We start from the raw sequence: 18,211 nt of genomic DNA on the forward strand, positions 1-18,211 counted from the left end.
CGGGCCTGCGGCCATGCCCCCTTGATGCGCGGCGCGCAGGATGCTTCCATCGTCCTATGAGCACGGGCCTTATCGAGATACGCAGGGCCAAGCCAGCTGACGCAAAGGCGATCGCGGCGGTGCACGACGCCGCCTGGCGCTCGGCCTATCGCGGGCTGATTCCGGGCCTCGAGCTGGAGCGCATGGTGGAGCGGCGCGGCCCGCGCTGGTGGGATGCCGCCATCCGGCGCGGCAGCCGCCTGTCGGTGCTGCTGGTGGGGGACGACCTCGCCGGCTATGTCAATTACGGCGGCAACCGCGCCAAGGCCCTGCCTTATGGCGGGGAGATCTACGAGATCTACCTTCACCCGCTCTATCAAGGGCTTGGCTTCGGCCAGCGGCTGTTTTCCGTGGCCCGGCGCGACCTCGCCATCGCCCGGCTGGAGGGGCTCGTGGTCTGGGCGCTCGCCGAAAACGAGAACGCCGTGGCATTCTACCAATCGCTAGGGGGGCAACCGGTCGCATCCTCAACGGAGCAGTTCGGCTCGAAAACGCTGGACAAGACCGCGTTCGCTTGGCAGCGGTAGCGCCCGCGCGGGCATTCGTCCGCGTGGAACGAAGCTTAGCTTTCCAGCGAGTGTGACATGCGCATCGATGCGATCCCGATCGGCAAGAACCCGCCCCACGATGTGAACGTGTTGATCGAGGTTCCCATCGGGGGTGAGCCGATCAAGTACGAGCTCGACAAGGCTGCCGGTACGCTGTTTGTCGATCGCTTCCTTTATACCGCCATGCGGTATCCTGGAAACTACGGCTTCATTCCCCACACCCTCTCGGGCGATGGCGACCCGTGCGACGTGCTGGTGGCCAACACCCGCGCCATCGTGGCGGGTGCGGTCATCTCGGTGCGCCCGGTGGGCGTGCTCCTGATGGAGGACGAGGCCGGCATGGACGAGAAGATCATCGCCGTGCCCTCCTCCAAGCTGACCAAGCGCTACGACAAGGTGCAGAACTACAACGACCTGCCGGAGATCACGCTCCAGCAGATCGAGCACTTCTTCGAGCACTACAAGGACCTTGAGCCCAACAAGTGGGTGAAGATCGTCGGCTGGCGCGATGCCGCCGAGGCCCAGAAGCTCATCCTCGAAGGCATCGAGCGCGCCAAGGCCGAGGGCAAGGAGGGCTGATCCAGCCCCCAAGGCATCTCCGCACGCAGCGGGCTTAAGCGGGCCCGGGGGCGTGCGGAGATGTGTTCGACGGGCTCGGGCATTTCCGCGCGCGGCGGTCGCCGCCTCGCGAGGATCATGGCGGGGCTCGGCCGGCCGTGCCGTTTCCTGTCCTGCGGCGGTTTCCTGTCTTGCGGCGTCCGGGATATTCCGTCCGCAGGGATGTTCTGGCGACGCCCCCGAGGTAGGCCGCAAGGCGACGCCGCAAGAGCCGCCGCGCTCCCAAAAGACCTCCCAAAGGCGTCTTCCATGCGCCGCGAACGGGCGCGTTTCCGGGTTCCGGCTTTGTCGCGGCAGGCTTTCCCGGCTGAGGCCTTCCCCGCTCGGGTCGCCGGCTGTCGCGGTCGCCGGAAGCGTGAGGCTGCCGCCCGCCTCAGGCCGCCACCGTCGCGGCCGCGATCAGGCGGCGGATCTCCGGCAGGCAAGACCCGCAATTCGTCCCCGCCTTGAGCTTCTCGCCCACGGCCGCCGCATCCAGCGCGCCGGACGCGATGGCGCCGAGGATGTCGTCGCGCGGCACGCCGAAGCAGGCGCACACCAGCGGCCCGCAGGCGGCGCCCGCCCCCGCCCGCCGTCCGGACAGCAGCTGCCGCCGGTCCGCGTCCGAAACCGTCTCCTCCGCCAGCAGGGCTGCAAGGCCGTCCCAGGCCGGACGGCTTTGCGCCGGCCCCACGAACACGGCAAACTCCAGCCGCCCCGCCGCGTCGAACGCCGCCGCGCGATAGACGCCGCCGGCCTCGTCCACCAGCTCCGCCAGGTCCGTGTCCGCCGCGCCCTCGGCCTGCGCGCCATCTCCGGCGCGCGCCGACCGCGCCCATTCGGCCCATGCGGCCGGCCCCGCCGTGCCCGCGACCCGCCAGCCGAAACCGCCCTCCAGCGCCACCCGCGCCCACCATGCCCCCTTCGGCAGCATCCGCCGCCGGCGTGACAGCACGAAGCCGGCCAGCGGCGCCGCGAAGGGCGCGATGGCGGCCGGCGTCGCCTTGGCGTCCGGCTGGCCGGAGAACGGGTCCGTCACCTTGTGCACCAGCGCGCCGACGCGGCCGTGGGATGAGGTGCCCGCGCTCCAGTGGATGGGGGCGAACAGGGTGCCGCGCGGCTGGCCGGCGTCGTGCCGCACCTCCAGCACCGCCGTGCCGAGGGCGGTGGACACCTGCGCCAGCGCGCCGTCCGCGAGGCCGGACACCGCCGCATCATCGGGGTGCACCGCCACGAACGGCGCGGGCACATGCGCGCCGAGGCGCGGGGCAAGGCCGGTGCGGGTCATGGTGTGCCACTGGTCGCGGATGCGGCCGGTGTTCAGCAGGAAGGGGAACGGCGCCTCGGCGCGGGCGGCGGCGACAGGCGCCGGCGCCACGAACCGCGCCTTGCGGTCCGGCGTGAAGAAGCCGCCCCGGGCGAACAGGCGCGCGGTGCCGGCGGGCGCGGCGCCGGCCGGCACCGGCCATTGCACCGGCGCCAGAGTCTCGTAAGCCGCGTCATCGAGGCCGGCGAGGCCGGAAATGTCGAAATCGCGGGTGCCGCCGTTCTCGAAGCCGGAGAGGGCGGCATGCTCGCGGAAGATGTCCGCCGGCCCGCGCCAGGCGAACGCTCCGCCATGCCCCAGCCGCTCCGCCACGCGGGCGAGCGCCCACCAGTCGGGCATGGCCTCCCCCGCGCGGGCGAGGAACGGGCGCTGGCGCGAGATGCGCCGCTCGGAATTGGTGACGGTGCCGTCCTTCTCGCCCCAGGCCGCGGCGGGCAGGAGCACATGGGGGCGGCAGGCGGCGGTATCGTTCTCGCGCACGTTCTCGGATAGGACGAACAGGTCGAGCCGTTCCAGCGCCGCCCGCACGCCGTCCGCATCGGGCAGGCTCACGGCCGGGTTGGTGCCCATCACCCACAGCGCCTTGATCTCGCCGCGGGCGATGGCGGCGAACATGTCCACCGCTTTGAGCCCCTCGCGCTCGGCCATCTGCGGCGCATCCCAGAAGCGGCGGACACGGTCCACCTCCTCCGGCGCGAAGCCCATGTGGGCGGCGAGCTGGTTGGCCAGCCCGCCCACCTCGCGCCCGCCCATGGCATTGGGCTGGCCGGTGAGGGAGAAGGGGCCCATCCCCTCCCGGCCGATGCGGCCGGTGGCGAGATGGCAGTTGAGGATGGCATTGACCTTGTCGGTGCCCGCCGCCGCCTGGTTCACCCCTTGGGAATAGCAGGTGACCACGCGCCCGGTGGCCGTGAACAGGTCGAAGAAGCGCGCCACGTCCGCCGCATCGAGCCCGCAGACGCGGGCGGTGGCGGCGGCGTCCGGCGTGGCGGCGCGGGCGGCGGCGAGGGCCGCGTCGAAACCCGTGGTGTGGTCGCGCACATAGGCGGCGTCGAAGGCCGGGCTTTGCGCCAGATGCACCAGCAGCCCGCCGAACAGGGCGGCGTCGGTGCCGTGGGCGAGGGGCAGGTGCAGGTCGGCTTCCGCCGCGGTCTCGGTGCGGCGCGGGTCGATGACGACGATCTTCGTGCCCCGCGCCTTGCGCGCCGCCTCCATGCGGCGGAACAGCACCGGATGGCACCAGGCGGCGTTGGAGCCGGTGAGCACGATGAGGTCGGCCTGTTCCAGGTCCTCATAGGCGCCGGGGACCGTATCGGAGCCGAAACCCCGCTTGTGTCCCGCCACCGAGGAGGACATGCACAGGCGCGAATTGGTGTCCACGTTGGCGGTGCCGAGGAAGCCCTTGGCCAGCTTGTTGGCGGCGTAATAATCCTCGGTCAGCAGCTGGCCGGAGAGATAGAAGGCCACCGCCTGCGGCCCGTGCTGCGCCATCACCGCGCGCAGGCCGTCCGCCACCCGGTCGAGGGCGTCGTCCCAGCCAGTGCGCACGAGCGCGCCATCCATTCCGCGCACCATGGGGTGCAGCAGGCGGGTGGAAAGGCCGATGGTCTCCCCCAGCGCCGCGCCCTTGGAGCACAGGCGGCCGAGATTGGCCGGATGTTCGCCATCGCCGGCGATGAGGGCGCCGCCCGTGCCGTCGGGCGTCGCGCGGACGCCGCAGCCGACCCCGCAATACGGGCAGGTGGACTTCACCGACGGGGGCGAGGCGAGCGGAGCGTTCATGGGCGGCCGGTCCTGCCTGAGGCGTGGTGCGGGAGCGTGAAGGGCACGGCGCGGTGCCGGCTCAATATACGTCGGCCTGATAGCGGCCGGCGGCTTTCAGCTCGGCGATGAAGCGCGCCGCCGCCTCGGCCGAAAGTCCGCCGTGCTCGGCCGCCACCGCGGTAAGGGCGGCTTCCACGTCCTTGGCCATGCGCTTGGCATCGCCGCAGATGTAGAAATGCGCGCCGCCGGAGAGCCACGCCCACAGCTCCGGGCCGGCCTCGCGGATCCTGTCCTGCACATAGACCTTGCTGGCGCCGTCGCGCGACCAGGCGGTGTCGAGCCGGGTGAGGGTGCCGCAGGTGGAAAGCTCCGCCAGCTCCTCCTCGTAGAAGAAGTCCGTGTCGCGCCGCTGGTGGCCGAAGAACAGCCAGTTGCGGCCCGGGGCGGCGGTGGCGCGACGTTCGTGCAGGAAGGAGCGGAACGGGGCGATGCCGGTGCCGGGGCCGACCATGATGACGTCCTTCGACAGGTCGGCCGGCAAGGCGAAGCCGTGCGCCTTCTGGATATAGGCCTTCATCCGCGTGCCGGGCGCGATGCGTCCGCCGAGGAAGGTTGAGGCGACGCCGAGCCTTGTGCGGCCCGACTGGTCATAGCGCACCGCATCCACCGTCAGGGTGAGCCTGCCGGGGGTGGCGACGGGACTGGAGGAGATGGAATAGAGCCGGGGCTGGAGCGGCTCCAGGCATTCCACCAGCGCCTCGGGATCGGGCCGGATACCGGGGAATTTCTCCAGCGCCGCCAGCACGTCGAGGGTTCCGGCATCTCCATCCGGGTCCTCGCCGGCGGCCAGCGCCCGGGCCTTGGCCTTGCGCTCGCCGCCCACCAGATAGGAGATGAGGGTGAACAGGGCGTCGGGCGCGGATTTGAGGCACACCTCGCGCGCCAGCACCTCCGCCAGCGTCTTGTCGGCGATGGGGAAGTCGGCCGGCGCGTGGAGCGCGGCGAGCACCGACGCCACGAGATCGGGATCATTCACCGGGAACACGCCGAAGCTGTCGCCGGCCACATAGTCTATGCCCGAGCCTTCGAGATCGAACTCGATGTGCCAGGTCTCCTTCTCCGAGCCGTCCCTGTTCAGGCGGGAGCGGCCGAGGAAGGTGACCTCGCCGGGGTTCTCGCGGGTGCCGCGCCCCGCCTCGACCGGGGCCGGGGCCGCCACGGGCGCGGCCGGGGCGGGGGCTTCCGCGGCCGGCGCCGCGCCCTCGCCGGAGAGCTGCTTGAGCATGCGCAGCGTCTCCTTGCCGCCGGGGGCGCACAGGTTCAGCTTGGTCTCGCCGCCGGAGGCGAGCGCCTTGGCATAGGTCTCGCACACATAGCCGCACTGGCCGCAATCCTGCTGCGCCATGGCCGCCATCATGCGCCGGGCGAGGGGGCGGCCCTCCGCCAGCGCCATGCGCTCGGCGAGCGGCATGGCGGGATCGTGCCAGGGCGCGCCGTCGTCCGCCTCGGCGGCGGGGGTGGCGGGCAGTTCCGGCAGCAGCGCGGCGGCATCCCCGGCGGAGAGGGCGGTGGGCGCCGCCTGGTCGGCCGAGAGGATGGCGGCGAAGAAGCCGTTCAGCCATGCGCGCTGCTCGGAGGTGAAGGGCGCGCTGTCCGGCAGCACGGGGACGAGGGGGATGCGGGTCTGGAGGCTCATGGCGGGCTCTGTGTCGGATGTCCGGGGGCGCGGGGTCAGGCGGCGTCGGCGAGCGCCTTCAGCGCGTCCGGTTCGATGCGGCGGGTGAAGGCGGCGAAGCCCTCGCCGGGGGCGCGGTGGGAAAGCCACGTCTTCATGAGGCGCTCCACCAGCGCCGGGGCGTCCTCGGCCTTCACGTCGCGATAGAGCTCGCGGGCGATGGCCGCCTCGGCGCCGAAGCCGCCGCCCACGAGGAGGTGATAGCCGTCCACCGTGTCGCCATCGTCATTGATGGCCACCCGCGCGCCGATGAGGCCGATATCGCCGATGTAATGCTGGGCGCAGGAATTGTGGCAGCCGGTGACATGGATGTTCACCGGGCCGTCGGGCTCCACCCGTCCGGCGCAATGCTCGAGGATGGCGCGTGCGGTGCCCTTGGTGTCGGCGCCGGCGAAGCGGCAGCCGCGCGAGCCGGTGCAGGCGACGATCCCGGCCTGGAGCGGCGTCGCCTCGCAGGAGAGGCCGAGGGCGACGATGGCGGCGCGGGCTTCCTCCACGTGCGCATCCGGGATGCCGGAGACCAGCAGGTTCTGCCACACGGTGAGGCGGATATCCCCGTCGCCGAGGCGGGCTGCGATGTCGGCGAGGCCGCGCATGTGGGCGACGCTCATGCGGCCCACCGGCAGGCCGACGCCGATATAGTTCAGCCCTGCCTGCTTCTGCGGATGCACGCCGAGATGGGCGAGGCGGTCGGGCTCGGCGCGGGGGAGGGCGGCTTCCGCCGGCACACGGGTGAGCGCCCGGCCGAGCTTCTTTTCGACCAGCGCGAGGAAGCCGTCGAAGCCCATGGAATCGAGCACGTATTTCAGCCGCGCCTTCTTGCGGTCGGTGCGGTCGCCGGTGTCGATGAACACCCGCACGATGGCCGCCGCCACCGCCGTCGCCTCGTCGGGGCCGACGATGACGCCGGTGTCGCGGGCGAAATCCTTGTGCCCGGTGATGCCGCCGAGCGCGAGGCGCAGCCACACGCCGGGTGCGACGCCGTAGCCGTCCACGATCTCGACCGCCTGGAAGCCGATGTCGTTGGTGTCCTCCAGCGCGCCGATGACGCCGGCGCCGTCGAACGCCACGTTGAACTTGCGCGGCAGGCCGTACATGTCGCGGGAGTTGAGGATGTAGTGGTGCCAGGCCTTCGCCAGCGGTCGGGTGTCGAGGAGCTCGCGCGGGTCGATGCCGGCGGTGGGGGTGCCGGTGACGTTGCGGATGTTGTCTGCGCCCGAGCCCTTGGCGGTCAGGCCCAGATCCACCAGCTTCTCCAGCACGGCGATGCCGTCCGTGGCCGGGATCTCGCGGATCTGCAGGTTGGCGCGGGTGGTCACGTCGCTGTAGCCGCCGCCGTGCGCCTCGGCGATGTCGGCGACGCCGCGGAACTGCCAGTGGGTGAGGATGCCGCCCGGAATGCGCAGGCGGCACATGAAGCTGTCCTGCGCCGGGGCGACATGGAACAGGCCGTGGAATTTCCAGCGGAACACGTCCGGGCCCTTGGGGAAGGCGCCGGCGCCGGCGGCCGCGCGCATGCGGTCGTAGGAATCGAGCCCCAGCTCCTCGCGCTTGCCCTTCTCCTCGGGGGAGAGCTTGCGGCCCTCGGCCTCGAACCGGGCCATGGCCTTGAGGCTGGCGGCGTCGGGGCCGGTGGGCTCGGCTGTGGCCGGCGCGGCGGGGGGCACGGCGCCGCGGGTGACCTGCACGGCCTTCGCGCCGGAGACGAAGCCTTCCAGATAGCGCTTCTGGTCGATGGAAAAATCGCCGCCCATGATGTCCTCCTCAGGCCGCCGCCGCGATCGCGTCCCGCCCGAAGACGAGGTCCGAGCGCATGGCGGTGATGGGGGTGCGGTTGGTGATGAGATCGAGGTAGAAGAGGCCGTCGGCGGTGTCGCCGAACAGCACGGCGCCGATGAGCAGGCCGTCCTTCACGATGAGCCGCCGGTAGAGGCCGAGGCCACGGTCGGTGAGGACGATGCTTTCGCTGCCCGCGCCGCCGGTCACGTCTCCGGCGGAGAGGACCGGCACGCCGGAGACCTTCAGATTGGTGGCGACCACCGAGCCCGTGTAGCGCGCATCCTCCCCCGCCAGACGGCGGGCGAGCACGCGGGCCTGCTCATAGGCCGGTGCCACGAGGCCATAGGCGAGGCCGCGATGTTCCGCGCATTCGCCGATGGCGCTGATCAGGGGATCGGACGTGGCGAGCTGATCGTCCACCACGATGCCGCGCTTCACCTCCAGCCCGGCGGCGCGGGCGAGGTCGGCATTGGGGGTGACGCCGCAGGCCACCACCACCAGATCGGCGGGGATGACGCGCCCGTCCTTGAGGGCAAGGCCGGTGGCGTGCCCCTCGCCGGTGATGGCGTCGGAATGGGCGCCGAGCAGCACCTCCACCCCACGCGCCTCGACGGCGCGCCGGAGGAAGCCGGCGGCCTCGGCATCGAGCTGGCGCTCCATCAGCCGGTCCATGAGATGGACGAGGGTGGTGCGCACGCCGGCGCCGGCGAGGCCGACCGCCGCCTCCAGCCCCAGCAGGCCGCCGCCGATGACCACGGCGCGGGTGCCCGGCACGGCGGCGGCGGCGAGCAGCGCCTCCACGTCCTTCAGGTCGCGGAAGGTGTGGACGCCCGGCAATTCCATGCCCTTCAGCGGCAGGCGGATGGGGTGGGAGCCGGTGGCCAGCACGAGGCGGGAATAGGCAAGGCGCCGGCCGTCGGAAAGCGCCACCTCGCGGCGGTCCCGGTCGATGGCGACGGCGGGGGTGCCGTACTGGAGCGTCACCCCCCGGTCGCGCCACCAGGCGGCGGGCTTCATCCGGGCTTCCTCGGCGCGCATGTGGCCGGCGAGCACCTCGGAGAGCAGCACGCGGTTATAGGCGAGATGCGGCTCCGCCCCGATCACGGCGACCGCATGGCGGCCGAGGGCGCGCTGGGTCAGCTCCTCGCAGAGCTTCGCCGCGGCCATGCCGTTGCCGATGACGAGGAGGGGCTCGCTCACGCCCGCCTCCTCACTCGGCCGGGACCTGATCCGCGGCGGCGCGGATCATGACGGAGGACAGGAGGCCGTAGGCGTCCGCCCAGGCGGCCTTGGTCTCGGGGGTGAAGTCCGGCCCGAGGCCCTGCTCCAGCGTCCACAGCAGGGCGGCCCCCACGGGGGCGTAATGCTCATCCTTCACGCCGTAGCCGACATGCTTGCGGGCGAGGTTCTCGGCGGCGGGGACGATGGAGGGCAGGTCGCGCAGGCCGGCGACGACGATGCCGAGCGTCGCCATCAGCTTCTTGCCCTGCTCCTTCATGTCGCCCCTGAACATGGGCTTCACTTCGGGCGCGATCTCGAACAGCCGGCCGTAGAACAGGCCGGCGGCGGTGTCGGCGATGGGAACGACCTTGCGGAACGAATCCTGGATGAGATCAATCTGGTTCGGGGTCATATGCGTCTCCCTGGCTCTGAAATGAGGGCAGGACGGGCGGCGCGGCGGCCGCCCGTCCGCAGGGTCAGGCGGCCTCGACGAAGCGGTGGCGCTCGTGGAGGAACTTCAGCACCGCCTCGCGGGCCTTGATGTAGGTGGGGTCGGCCACCAGCTCGAGCCGCTTGCGCGGGCGGCCCAGCTTCACCTCCAGCACCTCGCCGATGCGGGCGGAGGGGCCGTTGGTCATCATCACGATGCGGTCGGAGAGGAGCACCGCCTCGTCCACGTCGTGGGTGATCATGAGGATGGTGTTGCCGAGGCTGGCGTGGATCTGCATCACGCTGTCCTGCAGGTGGGCGCGGGTGAGCGCGTCCAGCGCGCCGAACGGCTCGTCCAGCAGCAGCACCTTCGGCTCCATGGCGAGCGCCCGGGCGATGCCCACGCGCTGCTTCATGCCGCCGGAGATTTCCGAGGGGCGCTTGTCCTTGGCGTGGGCCATCTGCACGAGGTCGAGGTTGTGCATGGTCCAGGCGTCGCGCTCTGCGCGGGAGCGGGTGCCGGAGAACACCTTGTCCACGGCGAGGCGCACGTTGTCGTAGACGGTGAGCCACGGCAGCAGCGAGTGGTTCTGGAACACGACCGCGCGGTCCGGGCCGGGAGCGTTCACCTCCCGCCCGTCGAGGATCACCCCGCCGGTGGTGACCGGGGTGAGGCCGGCGACGATGTTCAGCAGCGTGGACTTGCCGCAGCCGGAATGGCCGATGATGGAGATGTATTCGCCCTTGGCGATGTCGAGGGAGACGTCGCGCAGCACCTCGGTGGTGGCGGCGCCGCGGGTGAAGCTCTTTCCGATCTGGCTGAGCTCGAGATAGGCGGGCATGGCTTGCCTCCGAAAGGATGTGCGGGGATCAGGCGGCCTGGGTGCCGCGGGTGACGAAGGCGCCGACGCCGGCGACCAGCCGGTCCAGCACGAAGCCCACGAGGCCGATGTAGATGAGGGCCACGATGATGTCGGGCAGGCGGGAGGAGTTCCACGCATCCCAGATGAAGAAGCCGATGCCGACGCCGCCGGTGAGCATCTCCGCGGCAACGATCGCGAGCCAGGAGAGGCCGATACCGATGCGAAGGCCGGTGAAGATGTAGGGCGCCGCCGACGGCAGCATGATCTTCCAGAAGAATTCGATCGGGTTCAGCCGCAGCACCTGCGCCACGTTGCGGTAATCCTGCGGGATGTTGCGGATGCCGACCGCCGTGTTGATGATGATCGGCCAGATGGCGGTGATGAAGATGACGAAGATCGCCGAGGGATTGCTGTCGCGGAAGGCGGCGAGCGCGATCGGCAGCCAGGCCAGCGGCGGCACGGTGCGCAGCACCTGGAAGATCGGATCGAGCCCTCGCATGGCCCACACCGACTGCCCGACGACGGCGCCGAGCACGATGCCCGCCACCGCCGCGAGGCCGAAGCCCACCGCCACGCGCTGGAGCGAGACCAGCACGCGCCAGCCGAGGCCGATGTCCTGCGGGCCGGCGACGAAGAACGGGTCGAGGATGAGGTCCTTGGAGTCCGCCCAGATGCGGCTCGGCGGCGGCAGGGTGGCGCCGGGACCGGAGCACAGTAGCTCCCACAGGAGCCCGAGCAGCAGCACCATCACCAGCGGCGGGATGACGGTGGCGGCGATGCTGCGGGCATAGCCCGGCCAGCGGGAGGGACGGGGAGCGGCGGTGGTTTTCAGCATGAGAACTTCTGCGGTGCCGGAGCGGCGGGCCTCGCGCGGCGGCTCCTTCAGGGCGGTGACGGACATGGGCAGGCGCTCCGGTTCGCGGGTTCGGGAAGCGCCCCTCCCTGAGGCGGGAGGGGCCGGGGGGCGCTGGGCCCCGCAATGACGTGTCAGGCGTCGATGCGCTTGATGCCGAGGCTCTTCAGGTAGGCCTGCGGATCGGCGGGATCAAAGACCTTGCCGTCGAAGAAGGTTTCCTTGCCGCGCGAGGAGGTGGCAGGAATGTCGGCGGCGGCGACGCCCAGCGTCTTGGCGGCCTCGCGCCAGATGTCCTCGCGGTTCACCTTGTTGACGAGGGCGTTGATGTCCGTCGCAGGCTCGAACTTGCCCCAGCGGATGTCCTCGGTGATGAACCAGGCATCATGGCTCTTGAACGGATAGGAGGCGTGATCCATCCAGAACTTCATGTACTGATCGGAGTTCTTCACCACCCGGCCGTTGCCGTAATTGATGTCGCCCTTCAGGCGGCCGATGATGTCGGCGACGGGGACGTTGAACCACTGGCGCTTGCCGACGATCTCGGCCAGCTCCTGCTTGTTCTCCATCTTGTCGCACCACTGCTGGGCTTCCAGCACCGCCATCAGGATGGCCCGGGTGGCGTTGGGGTTCTTCTCCACGTAGTCGGCGCGCATGCCGAGCGCCTTCTCCGGGTGGTGCCTCCAGATCTCGCCGGTGGTGCAGGCGGTGAAGCCGATGCCCTGGTTCACCAGCTGCTCGTTCCACGGCTCGCCCACGCAGAAGGCGTCCATGTTGCCCACCTTCATGTTCGCCACCATCTGCGGCGGCGGCACCACGATGGTGGAGACGTCCTTGTCCGGATCGATGCCGGCCGAGGCCAGCCAGTAGCGGATCCACAGGTCGTGGGTGCCGCCCGGGAAGGTCATGGCGACCTTCACTTCCTTGCCGGCGGCGCGCTTGGCGGCGAACGCCTCCTTCAGCGCCTTGGCGTCGGAGGTGACGCCGAGGTCCTTGTATTCGTTGGAGACCGAGATGGCCTGCGCGTCGAGGTTCAGGCGCGCCAGGATGTACATAGGCGTCGGCACGTTGTTCTGCGTCACCTTGCCCGTGGAGATGAGGTAGGGCATCGGGGTGAGGATGTGGGCGCCGTCGATGCCGTTCTTCTCGCCGCCGAGCACGAGGTTGTCACGGGTGGCGCCCCAGGAGGCCTGCTTCACCACCTCCACGTCGGGCACGCCGTGCTTGGCGAACAGGCCCTTCTCCTTGGCGATCACCAGGGGGGAGGCATCCATCAGCGCGATGTAGCCGAGCGTCGCCTTGGTGGTCTCCGGCGCCGCCGCATAGGCGGAGGGAACGCCGCCGGGGAACGCCATGCGCACGGCGTCGAACAGCGCGGCCGTGCCCAATGCCGCCGCGGTGCCCTTCAGCAGCGAGCGGCGGGATACCCCGCCGGCGGGAGCGGTGGTCGGTTCGGCGGACTGGCCCGGCTTGGTCTTCTGAACGTCGCTCATTCTCTTTCCCTCTGGATCGGCAAAGCAGCGACGGGACCCGAAACAAAAAAAGCCGCACGACATCGCGAAGGCCTTGAGGCCTCGGTGTCAGCGGCTTTGCTGCGGGTCCCGTCTTTGGGACGAATTTTTATGGGGTGACGCGATCGTCGTTGACCGCGCTCGCATTCTCAAATGCAAGCGGCGGGCCAATTGGGGTGGATCGACTATGTCATTGAATTAGAACATTTAAGTGTCTGGCGCAAATTTAGGCGCGGGAGTCGGCTGCCAAAAGGGCGTGCATTTGCGTGCGGCAGCCTGCTTTCAAATTGTGCGCTGCGGTGGCGCCGCCGATGGCTTTCACTGCCCGCGGGCAAGGAAGGCGGCGGCGTCGAACGCCTCGCCGAACTGGGTGGCGACGCAGTCCGGCCCCGGATGACGCACCGGCACCGGCCCCACCGCCGCGTCGAAGATGTCCGGCCGGTAGACGCCCATGGCCTCGCGCGCCGCGTCGGGCGCGAACTCGCCCTGGCCCGCCGCCACGATCTGGGCATACATCCACAGGGCATGATCGGGCGCGGGGCGGTTGGCGCCGTCGCGGTTGAGGATGAGATAGTCGGGGTGCGCGCGCAGGCGCCCGCCGGGCGCCGAGTGGAGCCGCCCGTCGAGGGTCCGGCGCAGCACGTCCGCCGGCAGGTTCAGGTGGCGCGGCTCGCCGAGCAGCCGGGCGAGATCGGCATGGTTGGCCTCGTCCTCGCACCAGCGCGCCGCGGCATGGAGCGCGCGCACCAGGCGATGCAGCACCTCCGGCTCGGCATTGGCGAAACGGGCGTGCACGCCCAGCACCTTCTCCGGCACCCAGCCGAACACTTCCGCCCCCAGCACGGCGATTCGGCCCACGTCCGCGTCCACCGCCACCGAGTTCCAGGGCGAGCCGACAGAAAAGCCGTGGATGAGCCCGCCGCGCAGGCTTTCCGCCATGAACGGCGGCGGCACCACCACGAGCCGCACGTCGCGGTCCGGGTCCACGCCGCCGGCGGCAAGGAAATGGCGGATGAGATAGGTGTGGGTGGAGAAGGAATAGACCGCCGCGAACACCAGCGGCTCGCGCCCTTCCGCCTTCCTCTGCCGCACCACCTTGCCCAGAGCGCGGGCGGCGGCGGGAGCGCTCGACAGGTCCTCCCCGACCTCGCCCATGGCGGCATAGACGTGCTTGTCGATGGTGATGGCGCTGCCGTTGAGATTGAGCGCGAACGGCACGACCAGCGGCACCCGCACATGGCCGAGCCCGAGCGAGGAGGCGATGGCGAGCGGCCCCAGCATGTGCGCGCCGTCGAGCAGGCCGATGTTCACCTTGTCGCGGATGTTGGCCCAGGAGACTTCCTTGTGCAGCTCGATCTCGATGCCCTCGGCCATGGCGAAGCCGCGCTCGGCGGCGGCGATCAGCACGGCGGCGTCGGTGAGCGGGATGAAGCCGATGGCAAGCCGTCTCATCGCAGGAGCTCCGCGGCGGTGATGATGGACTGGGCGATGTCGACGATGCGCTTCTTCTCGTTCATGGCGGTGCGGCGCAGGAGGCCGTAGGCCGCCTCCTCGTCGATGCCCTTCATCTTCATCAGGATCATCTTGGCGCGGTCGATGACCTTGCGCTCCTCCAGCTGGGTCTTGGCCTCCTCCAGCTCCGCCTTCAGCCGGGCGAAGGCGCGGAAGCGGGAGATGGTGGTCTCCAGGATGGGCTTCACCCGGTCCTTCCTGAGCCCGTCCACCACATAGGAGGCGACGCCCGCCTCGATGGCATCCTCGATGGTCTTCGAGTCGGTCTGGTCGACGAACATGGCGACCGGCCGCTTCACCTCGCGGCTCACCTGGAACATCTGCTCGATGGTGTCGCGCGAGGGGTCCTCGAGGTCGATCAGGATCACGTCCGGATCGATGGCGTAGATGCGCTCCAGAAGGTTGTTGCGGCCCTCGATGCGCAGCACGTTCTCGAAGCCGGACTCCCGCAGCCCCTCCTCGAGGATGGCCGCGCGCACGGGGCTTTCATCCACGATCACGATCCGCAGGAGGAGGTCGCTGGTCATGCGTGTCCGGGGCAGGTACGGGGCCGGCACGCGCGCCGACACGCCTCACCTCACCCGCCGGGGCGGCCGGGGTCAAGCCTTGCCGCGCGCCTTGCCTTGCGCGAGCGCCGTGGACGTTGCCGCAATCTCCTTCTAGAAGGCGGGCGGATGCGGCGCGCCGCCGCGCGGGGGACGAGGCAGGATGAGCGTGAGCGAGCAGGCCCAGCCCCGGCGCCGGAGCGCCACGGCCCTGCGGGGGCTGGTGTTCCTCATCCTCGTGCTGCTCGCCACTGCCGTCATCGTCTCCCAGCAGCGCGGCTCGGGTGCCTATCTCGCCGAATTCTCCGCCGCCGATCCCGACGAGGCGCGCCATTTCGTCGCCGGCCTGATGGTGGCCGACCATGCGCGCGCCGGGCTGCCGCCCCCCGGCCCCTTCGCCGAGCAATACCGCCTGCATGTGCCGACGGCGCCCGAACCGGCCCGCCTGTCCCTGTTCCATGTGGTGTCCGGCGGCTGGATGCTGGCGCTGACGCCGGCGACCCCGGCCGTGCTGCTTCTTCCCGCCGTGCTGGTGGCGCTGCTGGCCGTCTGTGCCGGCTGGGGCACGCTCCCGGCCACGGGGCCGCTGCCCGCGGTGGCGGTGGGCGCGGTGCTCTCGGCGCTGCCGCTGCTGCGCGAAGCGGCGTTCGTGGTGGGACTGGAGCTGCCGCTGGCCCTGCTGGGGCTTCTCGCCGCGCTGGGCCTTGCCCGCATCCTGCGGCGGAACAGGGGCGTAGTGGCCTTCGCGTTGCCGGCCGGCGCGGCCATACTCACCGCCCCGGCCGGCGCGGCGCTGCTGCTGCTGCCGCCCCTCGCCGCCCTGATGGGGGGGCGGGCGCTCCCTGTGCGCCGCCCCATGCTGGCGGCGCTCGCGGTGCTGGGCGCCCTCGCCCTGGCCGTGAACGGCATGGCCGGCGCGCGGCCCGAGCCCAATGTGCCCGGCCTGATCGCCGCAGGGCAGACGCTGCGCTCAAGCCTCGGCCTGCTGCTGGCGGTGTGTGCCGGCGCCGGGTTCCTGTTCGCCATCTGGTCCGGTTGGCGCGGCGAGCCGGAAGGCCGCGCCATGGTGCCGGTGGCGGCGCTCCTGCCCGCCGCCTGCTGCGCGCTGGCGCTGGGCGCTGGGCGGGGCGAGCCCCTGGATGCGCTGGTGCTGCTGGCCCCGGCGCTGATGCTCTCCGCCTTCGGCGCCCTGCGCCTGATCGGCCTTATCGCTTCCGGCTGGACGCTGATCGGCGGCCTCGCCGTCGCCTTCGTGTTCCTGCTGGCGGCCATGCCGTCCCTGCTGGAACCGGTGCGCAAGCGCGCCATCGGCATGGACGGGGCGGCCGAGGCCTTCCTCGCCCGCGATGCCGCGCCGCCGGTGGCGGTGGTGGCGGCCGCGCCGCCCGGGGATGCCGCCTTCGCCGCCGCCGTGGCCCAGCGCGACCGCGCCGCGCGCAGCTTCGTTGTGCCCGCCGGCACGCGCGATGCCGCCGCCTTCGCCGCCCTGCTGGACCAGACCGGCGCCACCGCGCTGGTGGTGGAGACCCGCCCCGGCGCCAATCCGTCGCCGACTTCGGCGTCCGCCCTCGCGGCGCTGGCCGCGACCCCTGAGCGGTTCGCCCTGATCGGCACCTTTCCCCGCGCCGACGGGCAGGGAGAGGTGGGTCTTTATGCCGTGCGTCCCCCGCCCACGGCCCCGCAGGACCCGACCGAGGCCATCCGGGCCCTCGCGCATCGGCCGGGGGGCTGACGGCCATGCGCGCGCTCTCCGACTATTCCCTCGCCGAGTGGCTCGCAGCCGCGCCGCTGGCCCACCGGCTGCGGCGCCTGCGCAACCGGGCGGTGGACCTGATCTATCGCGGCCGGCGGGCGGAGGGGCAGGACGCGCTGGTTGAGCGCCTGAAGGGCGAGCGCGCGCCGGTGCTCGCCTTCACCGTCGCCTTCAACATGCCGCAGGCCATCACCTTCCTCGCCGATGCCATGGCCCGCTTCACCCCCGGCATGCCGCTGGTGGTGTGCGACAATTCCACGGAGCCGCAGGCGCGCGCCGAGATCGCGCAGATCTGCGCCGCGCGCGGCATCGCCTATTGCGCGCTGCCGCCCTCGCCCTATCGCGGCGGCCGCAACGGCTCGCGCTCCCATGCGGTGGCGCTCAACTGGATCTGGGCCAACCTCGTGCGCCCTGCCGCGCCGCGCGCGGTGGCGTTGATCGATCACGACCTGATCCCGCTGGAGCCGGTGGACCTCGCCGCCCGCCTCGCCGGCCAGCCCTGCTACGGCATGGTGCGCGAGGGCGAGGGTAACGGCGCGTGGTATCTGTGGCCCGGCTACAGCGTGTTCGATCATGCGGCAGTGAAGGACCTGCCGATGGACTTCGGTACCGACACGCCGCTGACATTGGACACCGGCGGGCAGAACTGGAGCGTGCTCTACCGCCGCCTTGATCTGCACCGGATGCGGCAGGCCACGCGCCAGCGCGTGTTTCTCACCGATCCGGAGACAGGCGAGAGCGAGCATTTCCTGCTGGCAGACGGCTGGCTGCACGTGGGCGGTGCCGGCCATCGCGGCGGTGGGCCCGGGGCGCTGGCGCGGGTGCGGCAGGCCTATGACGCGGATCCGGACGGCTTGGGCCCGCGCTTGCGGGCGAGCCGGCCACCCGAGTAGGGGCTCTGGGCAGGGGACGGTCCGTGCGCCGAACGTGCCCCGGCCGTCGCTCGCGCCGGCTGTGCCCAGTTCCCGTTCGCCCGAGCTTGAGCCGCCTCAAACTGGACCGTGCGCCGCGGCGACCTGCGCGTCCTCGGCTCGGCGCGCGGGTCGCACAGCCGGTGCCGAGACACGGCTGCCAAGACACGGCTGCCAAGACACTGCGCCAAGACGCTGCTGCCAAGAAACGACTGCGATGACACGGCCGCCATGACCGCGCAGGCATGGCCGCGCAGGCATGAAAAAGGCGCCGCCGGACCAGCCGACGGCGCCCAAAATCTGCTGGGAGAAGTCCCGGCCGGCCTCACTCGGCGGCGGCGGGAGCCTTCTTGCCCTTGCCCTTCGCGTCGGAGCGGTCCTGCCGCTCGGCGATACGGGCGGACTTGCCGCGACGGTCGCGCAGGTAATAGAGCTTGGCGCGACGCACCTTGCCCCGGCGCACCACCTTGATGCTGTCGATCAGCGGCGAGTAGACCGGGAACACGCGCTCCACGCCCTCGCCGTAGGAAATCTTGCGGACGGTGAAGCTCTCGTTCAGGCCACCGCCGGAACGGGCGATCACCACGCCTTCATAGGCCTGCACGCGGGTACGGTCGCCTTCGACCACCTTCACGTTCACGGTCACGGTATCGCCGGGCTGGAACTCGGGGATGGCCCGCTTCTCGGCGAGCTTGGTAGCCTGCTCGGCTTCGAGCGTCTGGATGATGTTCATGTCGCCAACCTTTAGCGGTCACCGCTGGCTCAACGCCCCGGCGCCACATCGTGTCGTTTTAAGTTAAGGGACGCGGCTCCATACAGCAGAA

The 18,211-nt window shown here is 71.0% G+C and carries 15 protein-coding genes; 4 read left to right on the plus strand and 11 right to left on the minus strand.

Annotation, left to right across the window (positions count from 1 at the left end; translation table 11 throughout):
* The first annotated feature begins 56 nt into the window (after positions 1-56).
* A complete protein-coding gene (locus V5F49_RS13370; protein ID WP_394117322.1) occupies positions 57-566 on the plus strand; it encodes a GNAT family N-acetyltransferase in 510 nt (169 codons plus the stop codon).
* Positions 567-623: 57 nt separating this feature from the next.
* Positions 624-1,166 carry an inorganic diphosphatase gene (gene ppa / locus V5F49_RS13375; protein ID WP_394117321.1) on the plus strand — a complete coding sequence of 181 codons (543 nt, stop codon included), beginning with the start codon at positions 624-626 and terminating at the stop codon, positions 1,164-1,166.
* 412 nt (positions 1,167-1,578) lie between these two features.
* Here ppa and V5F49_RS13380 read toward each other — a convergent pair whose 3' ends face one another.
* The 10 genes from V5F49_RS13380 to V5F49_RS13425 form a co-directional block, all read right to left on the minus strand.
* On the minus strand, positions 1,579-4,293 hold the full coding sequence (locus V5F49_RS13380) for a nitrate reductase (RefSeq protein WP_394117320.1): 2,715 nt from the start codon (positions 4,291-4,293) through the stop codon (positions 1,579-1,581).
* 61 nt (positions 4,294-4,354) lie between these two features.
* Entirely contained in the window at positions 4,355-5,971 is a 1,617-nt protein-coding gene (locus V5F49_RS13385) for a sulfite reductase subunit alpha (protein ID WP_394117319.1), read from the minus strand.
* Between the two features lie 35 nt (positions 5,972-6,006).
* Positions 6,007-7,764 (minus strand): NirA family protein, encoded by a 1,758-nt coding sequence (locus tag V5F49_RS13390; RefSeq protein ID WP_394117318.1) that lies wholly within the window; start codon positions 7,762-7,764, stop codon positions 6,007-6,009.
* Positions 7,765-7,774: 10 nt separating this feature from the next.
* A complete protein-coding gene (locus V5F49_RS13395) occupies positions 7,775-8,989 on the minus strand; it encodes an NAD(P)/FAD-dependent oxidoreductase (RefSeq protein WP_394117317.1) in 1,215 nt (404 codons plus the stop codon).
* Between the two features lie 10 nt (positions 8,990-8,999).
* Positions 9,000-9,422, minus strand: a complete 423-nt coding sequence (locus tag V5F49_RS13400) for a globin family protein (protein WP_394117316.1) — start codon at positions 9,420-9,422, stop codon at positions 9,000-9,002.
* 64 nt (positions 9,423-9,486) lie between these two features.
* Entirely contained in the window at positions 9,487-10,281 is a 795-nt protein-coding gene (locus tag V5F49_RS13405; RefSeq protein WP_394117315.1) for an ABC transporter ATP-binding protein, read from the minus strand.
* Positions 10,282-10,309: 28 nt separating this feature from the next.
* Positions 10,310-11,203 (minus strand): nitrate ABC transporter permease, encoded by an 894-nt coding sequence (gene ntrB, locus V5F49_RS13410; protein ID WP_394117314.1) that lies wholly within the window; start codon positions 11,201-11,203, stop codon positions 10,310-10,312.
* Between the two features lie 86 nt (positions 11,204-11,289).
* Positions 11,290-12,648: a CmpA/NrtA family ABC transporter substrate-binding protein gene (locus V5F49_RS13415; protein ID WP_394117313.1), complete on the minus strand. Its 1,359-nt coding sequence runs from the start codon at positions 12,646-12,648 to the stop codon at positions 11,290-11,292.
* Positions 12,649-12,984: 336 nt separating this feature from the next.
* Positions 12,985-14,118 carry a CmpA/NrtA family ABC transporter substrate-binding protein gene (locus V5F49_RS13420; RefSeq protein WP_394117312.1) on the minus strand — a complete coding sequence of 378 codons (1,134 nt, stop codon included), beginning with the start codon at positions 14,116-14,118 and terminating at the stop codon, positions 12,985-12,987.
* Positions 14,115-14,705, minus strand: a complete 591-nt coding sequence (locus tag V5F49_RS13425) for an ANTAR domain-containing response regulator (RefSeq protein WP_394117311.1) — start codon at positions 14,703-14,705, stop codon at positions 14,115-14,117. Before V5F49_RS13425 ends, V5F49_RS13420 begins: the two co-directional genes overlap by 4 nt.
* Positions 14,706-14,886: 181 nt before the next feature.
* Between V5F49_RS13425 and V5F49_RS13430 the strand changes: the two genes are divergently transcribed.
* Both V5F49_RS13430 and V5F49_RS13435 read left to right on the plus strand, forming a co-directional pair.
* A complete protein-coding gene (locus V5F49_RS13430) occupies positions 14,887-16,455 on the plus strand; it encodes a hypothetical protein (RefSeq protein ID WP_394117310.1) in 1,569 nt (522 codons plus the stop codon).
* Positions 16,456-16,460: 5 nt separating this feature from the next.
* Positions 16,461-17,369: a hypothetical protein gene (locus tag V5F49_RS13435; RefSeq protein WP_394117309.1), complete on the plus strand. Its 909-nt coding sequence runs from the start codon at positions 16,461-16,463 to the stop codon at positions 17,367-17,369.
* A 343-nt stretch (positions 17,370-17,712) separates the two neighbouring features.
* Here V5F49_RS13435 and rplS read toward each other — a convergent pair whose 3' ends face one another.
* Positions 17,713-18,120 (minus strand): 50S ribosomal protein L19, encoded by a 408-nt coding sequence (gene rplS / locus V5F49_RS13440; RefSeq protein WP_394117308.1) that lies wholly within the window; start codon positions 18,118-18,120, stop codon positions 17,713-17,715.
* Positions 18,121-18,211 lie beyond the last annotated feature (91 nt).

This window comes from Xanthobacter lutulentifluminis (genome assembly GCF_043194675.2).
Lineage (GTDB): Bacteria > Pseudomonadota > Alphaproteobacteria > Rhizobiales > Xanthobacteraceae > Xanthobacter.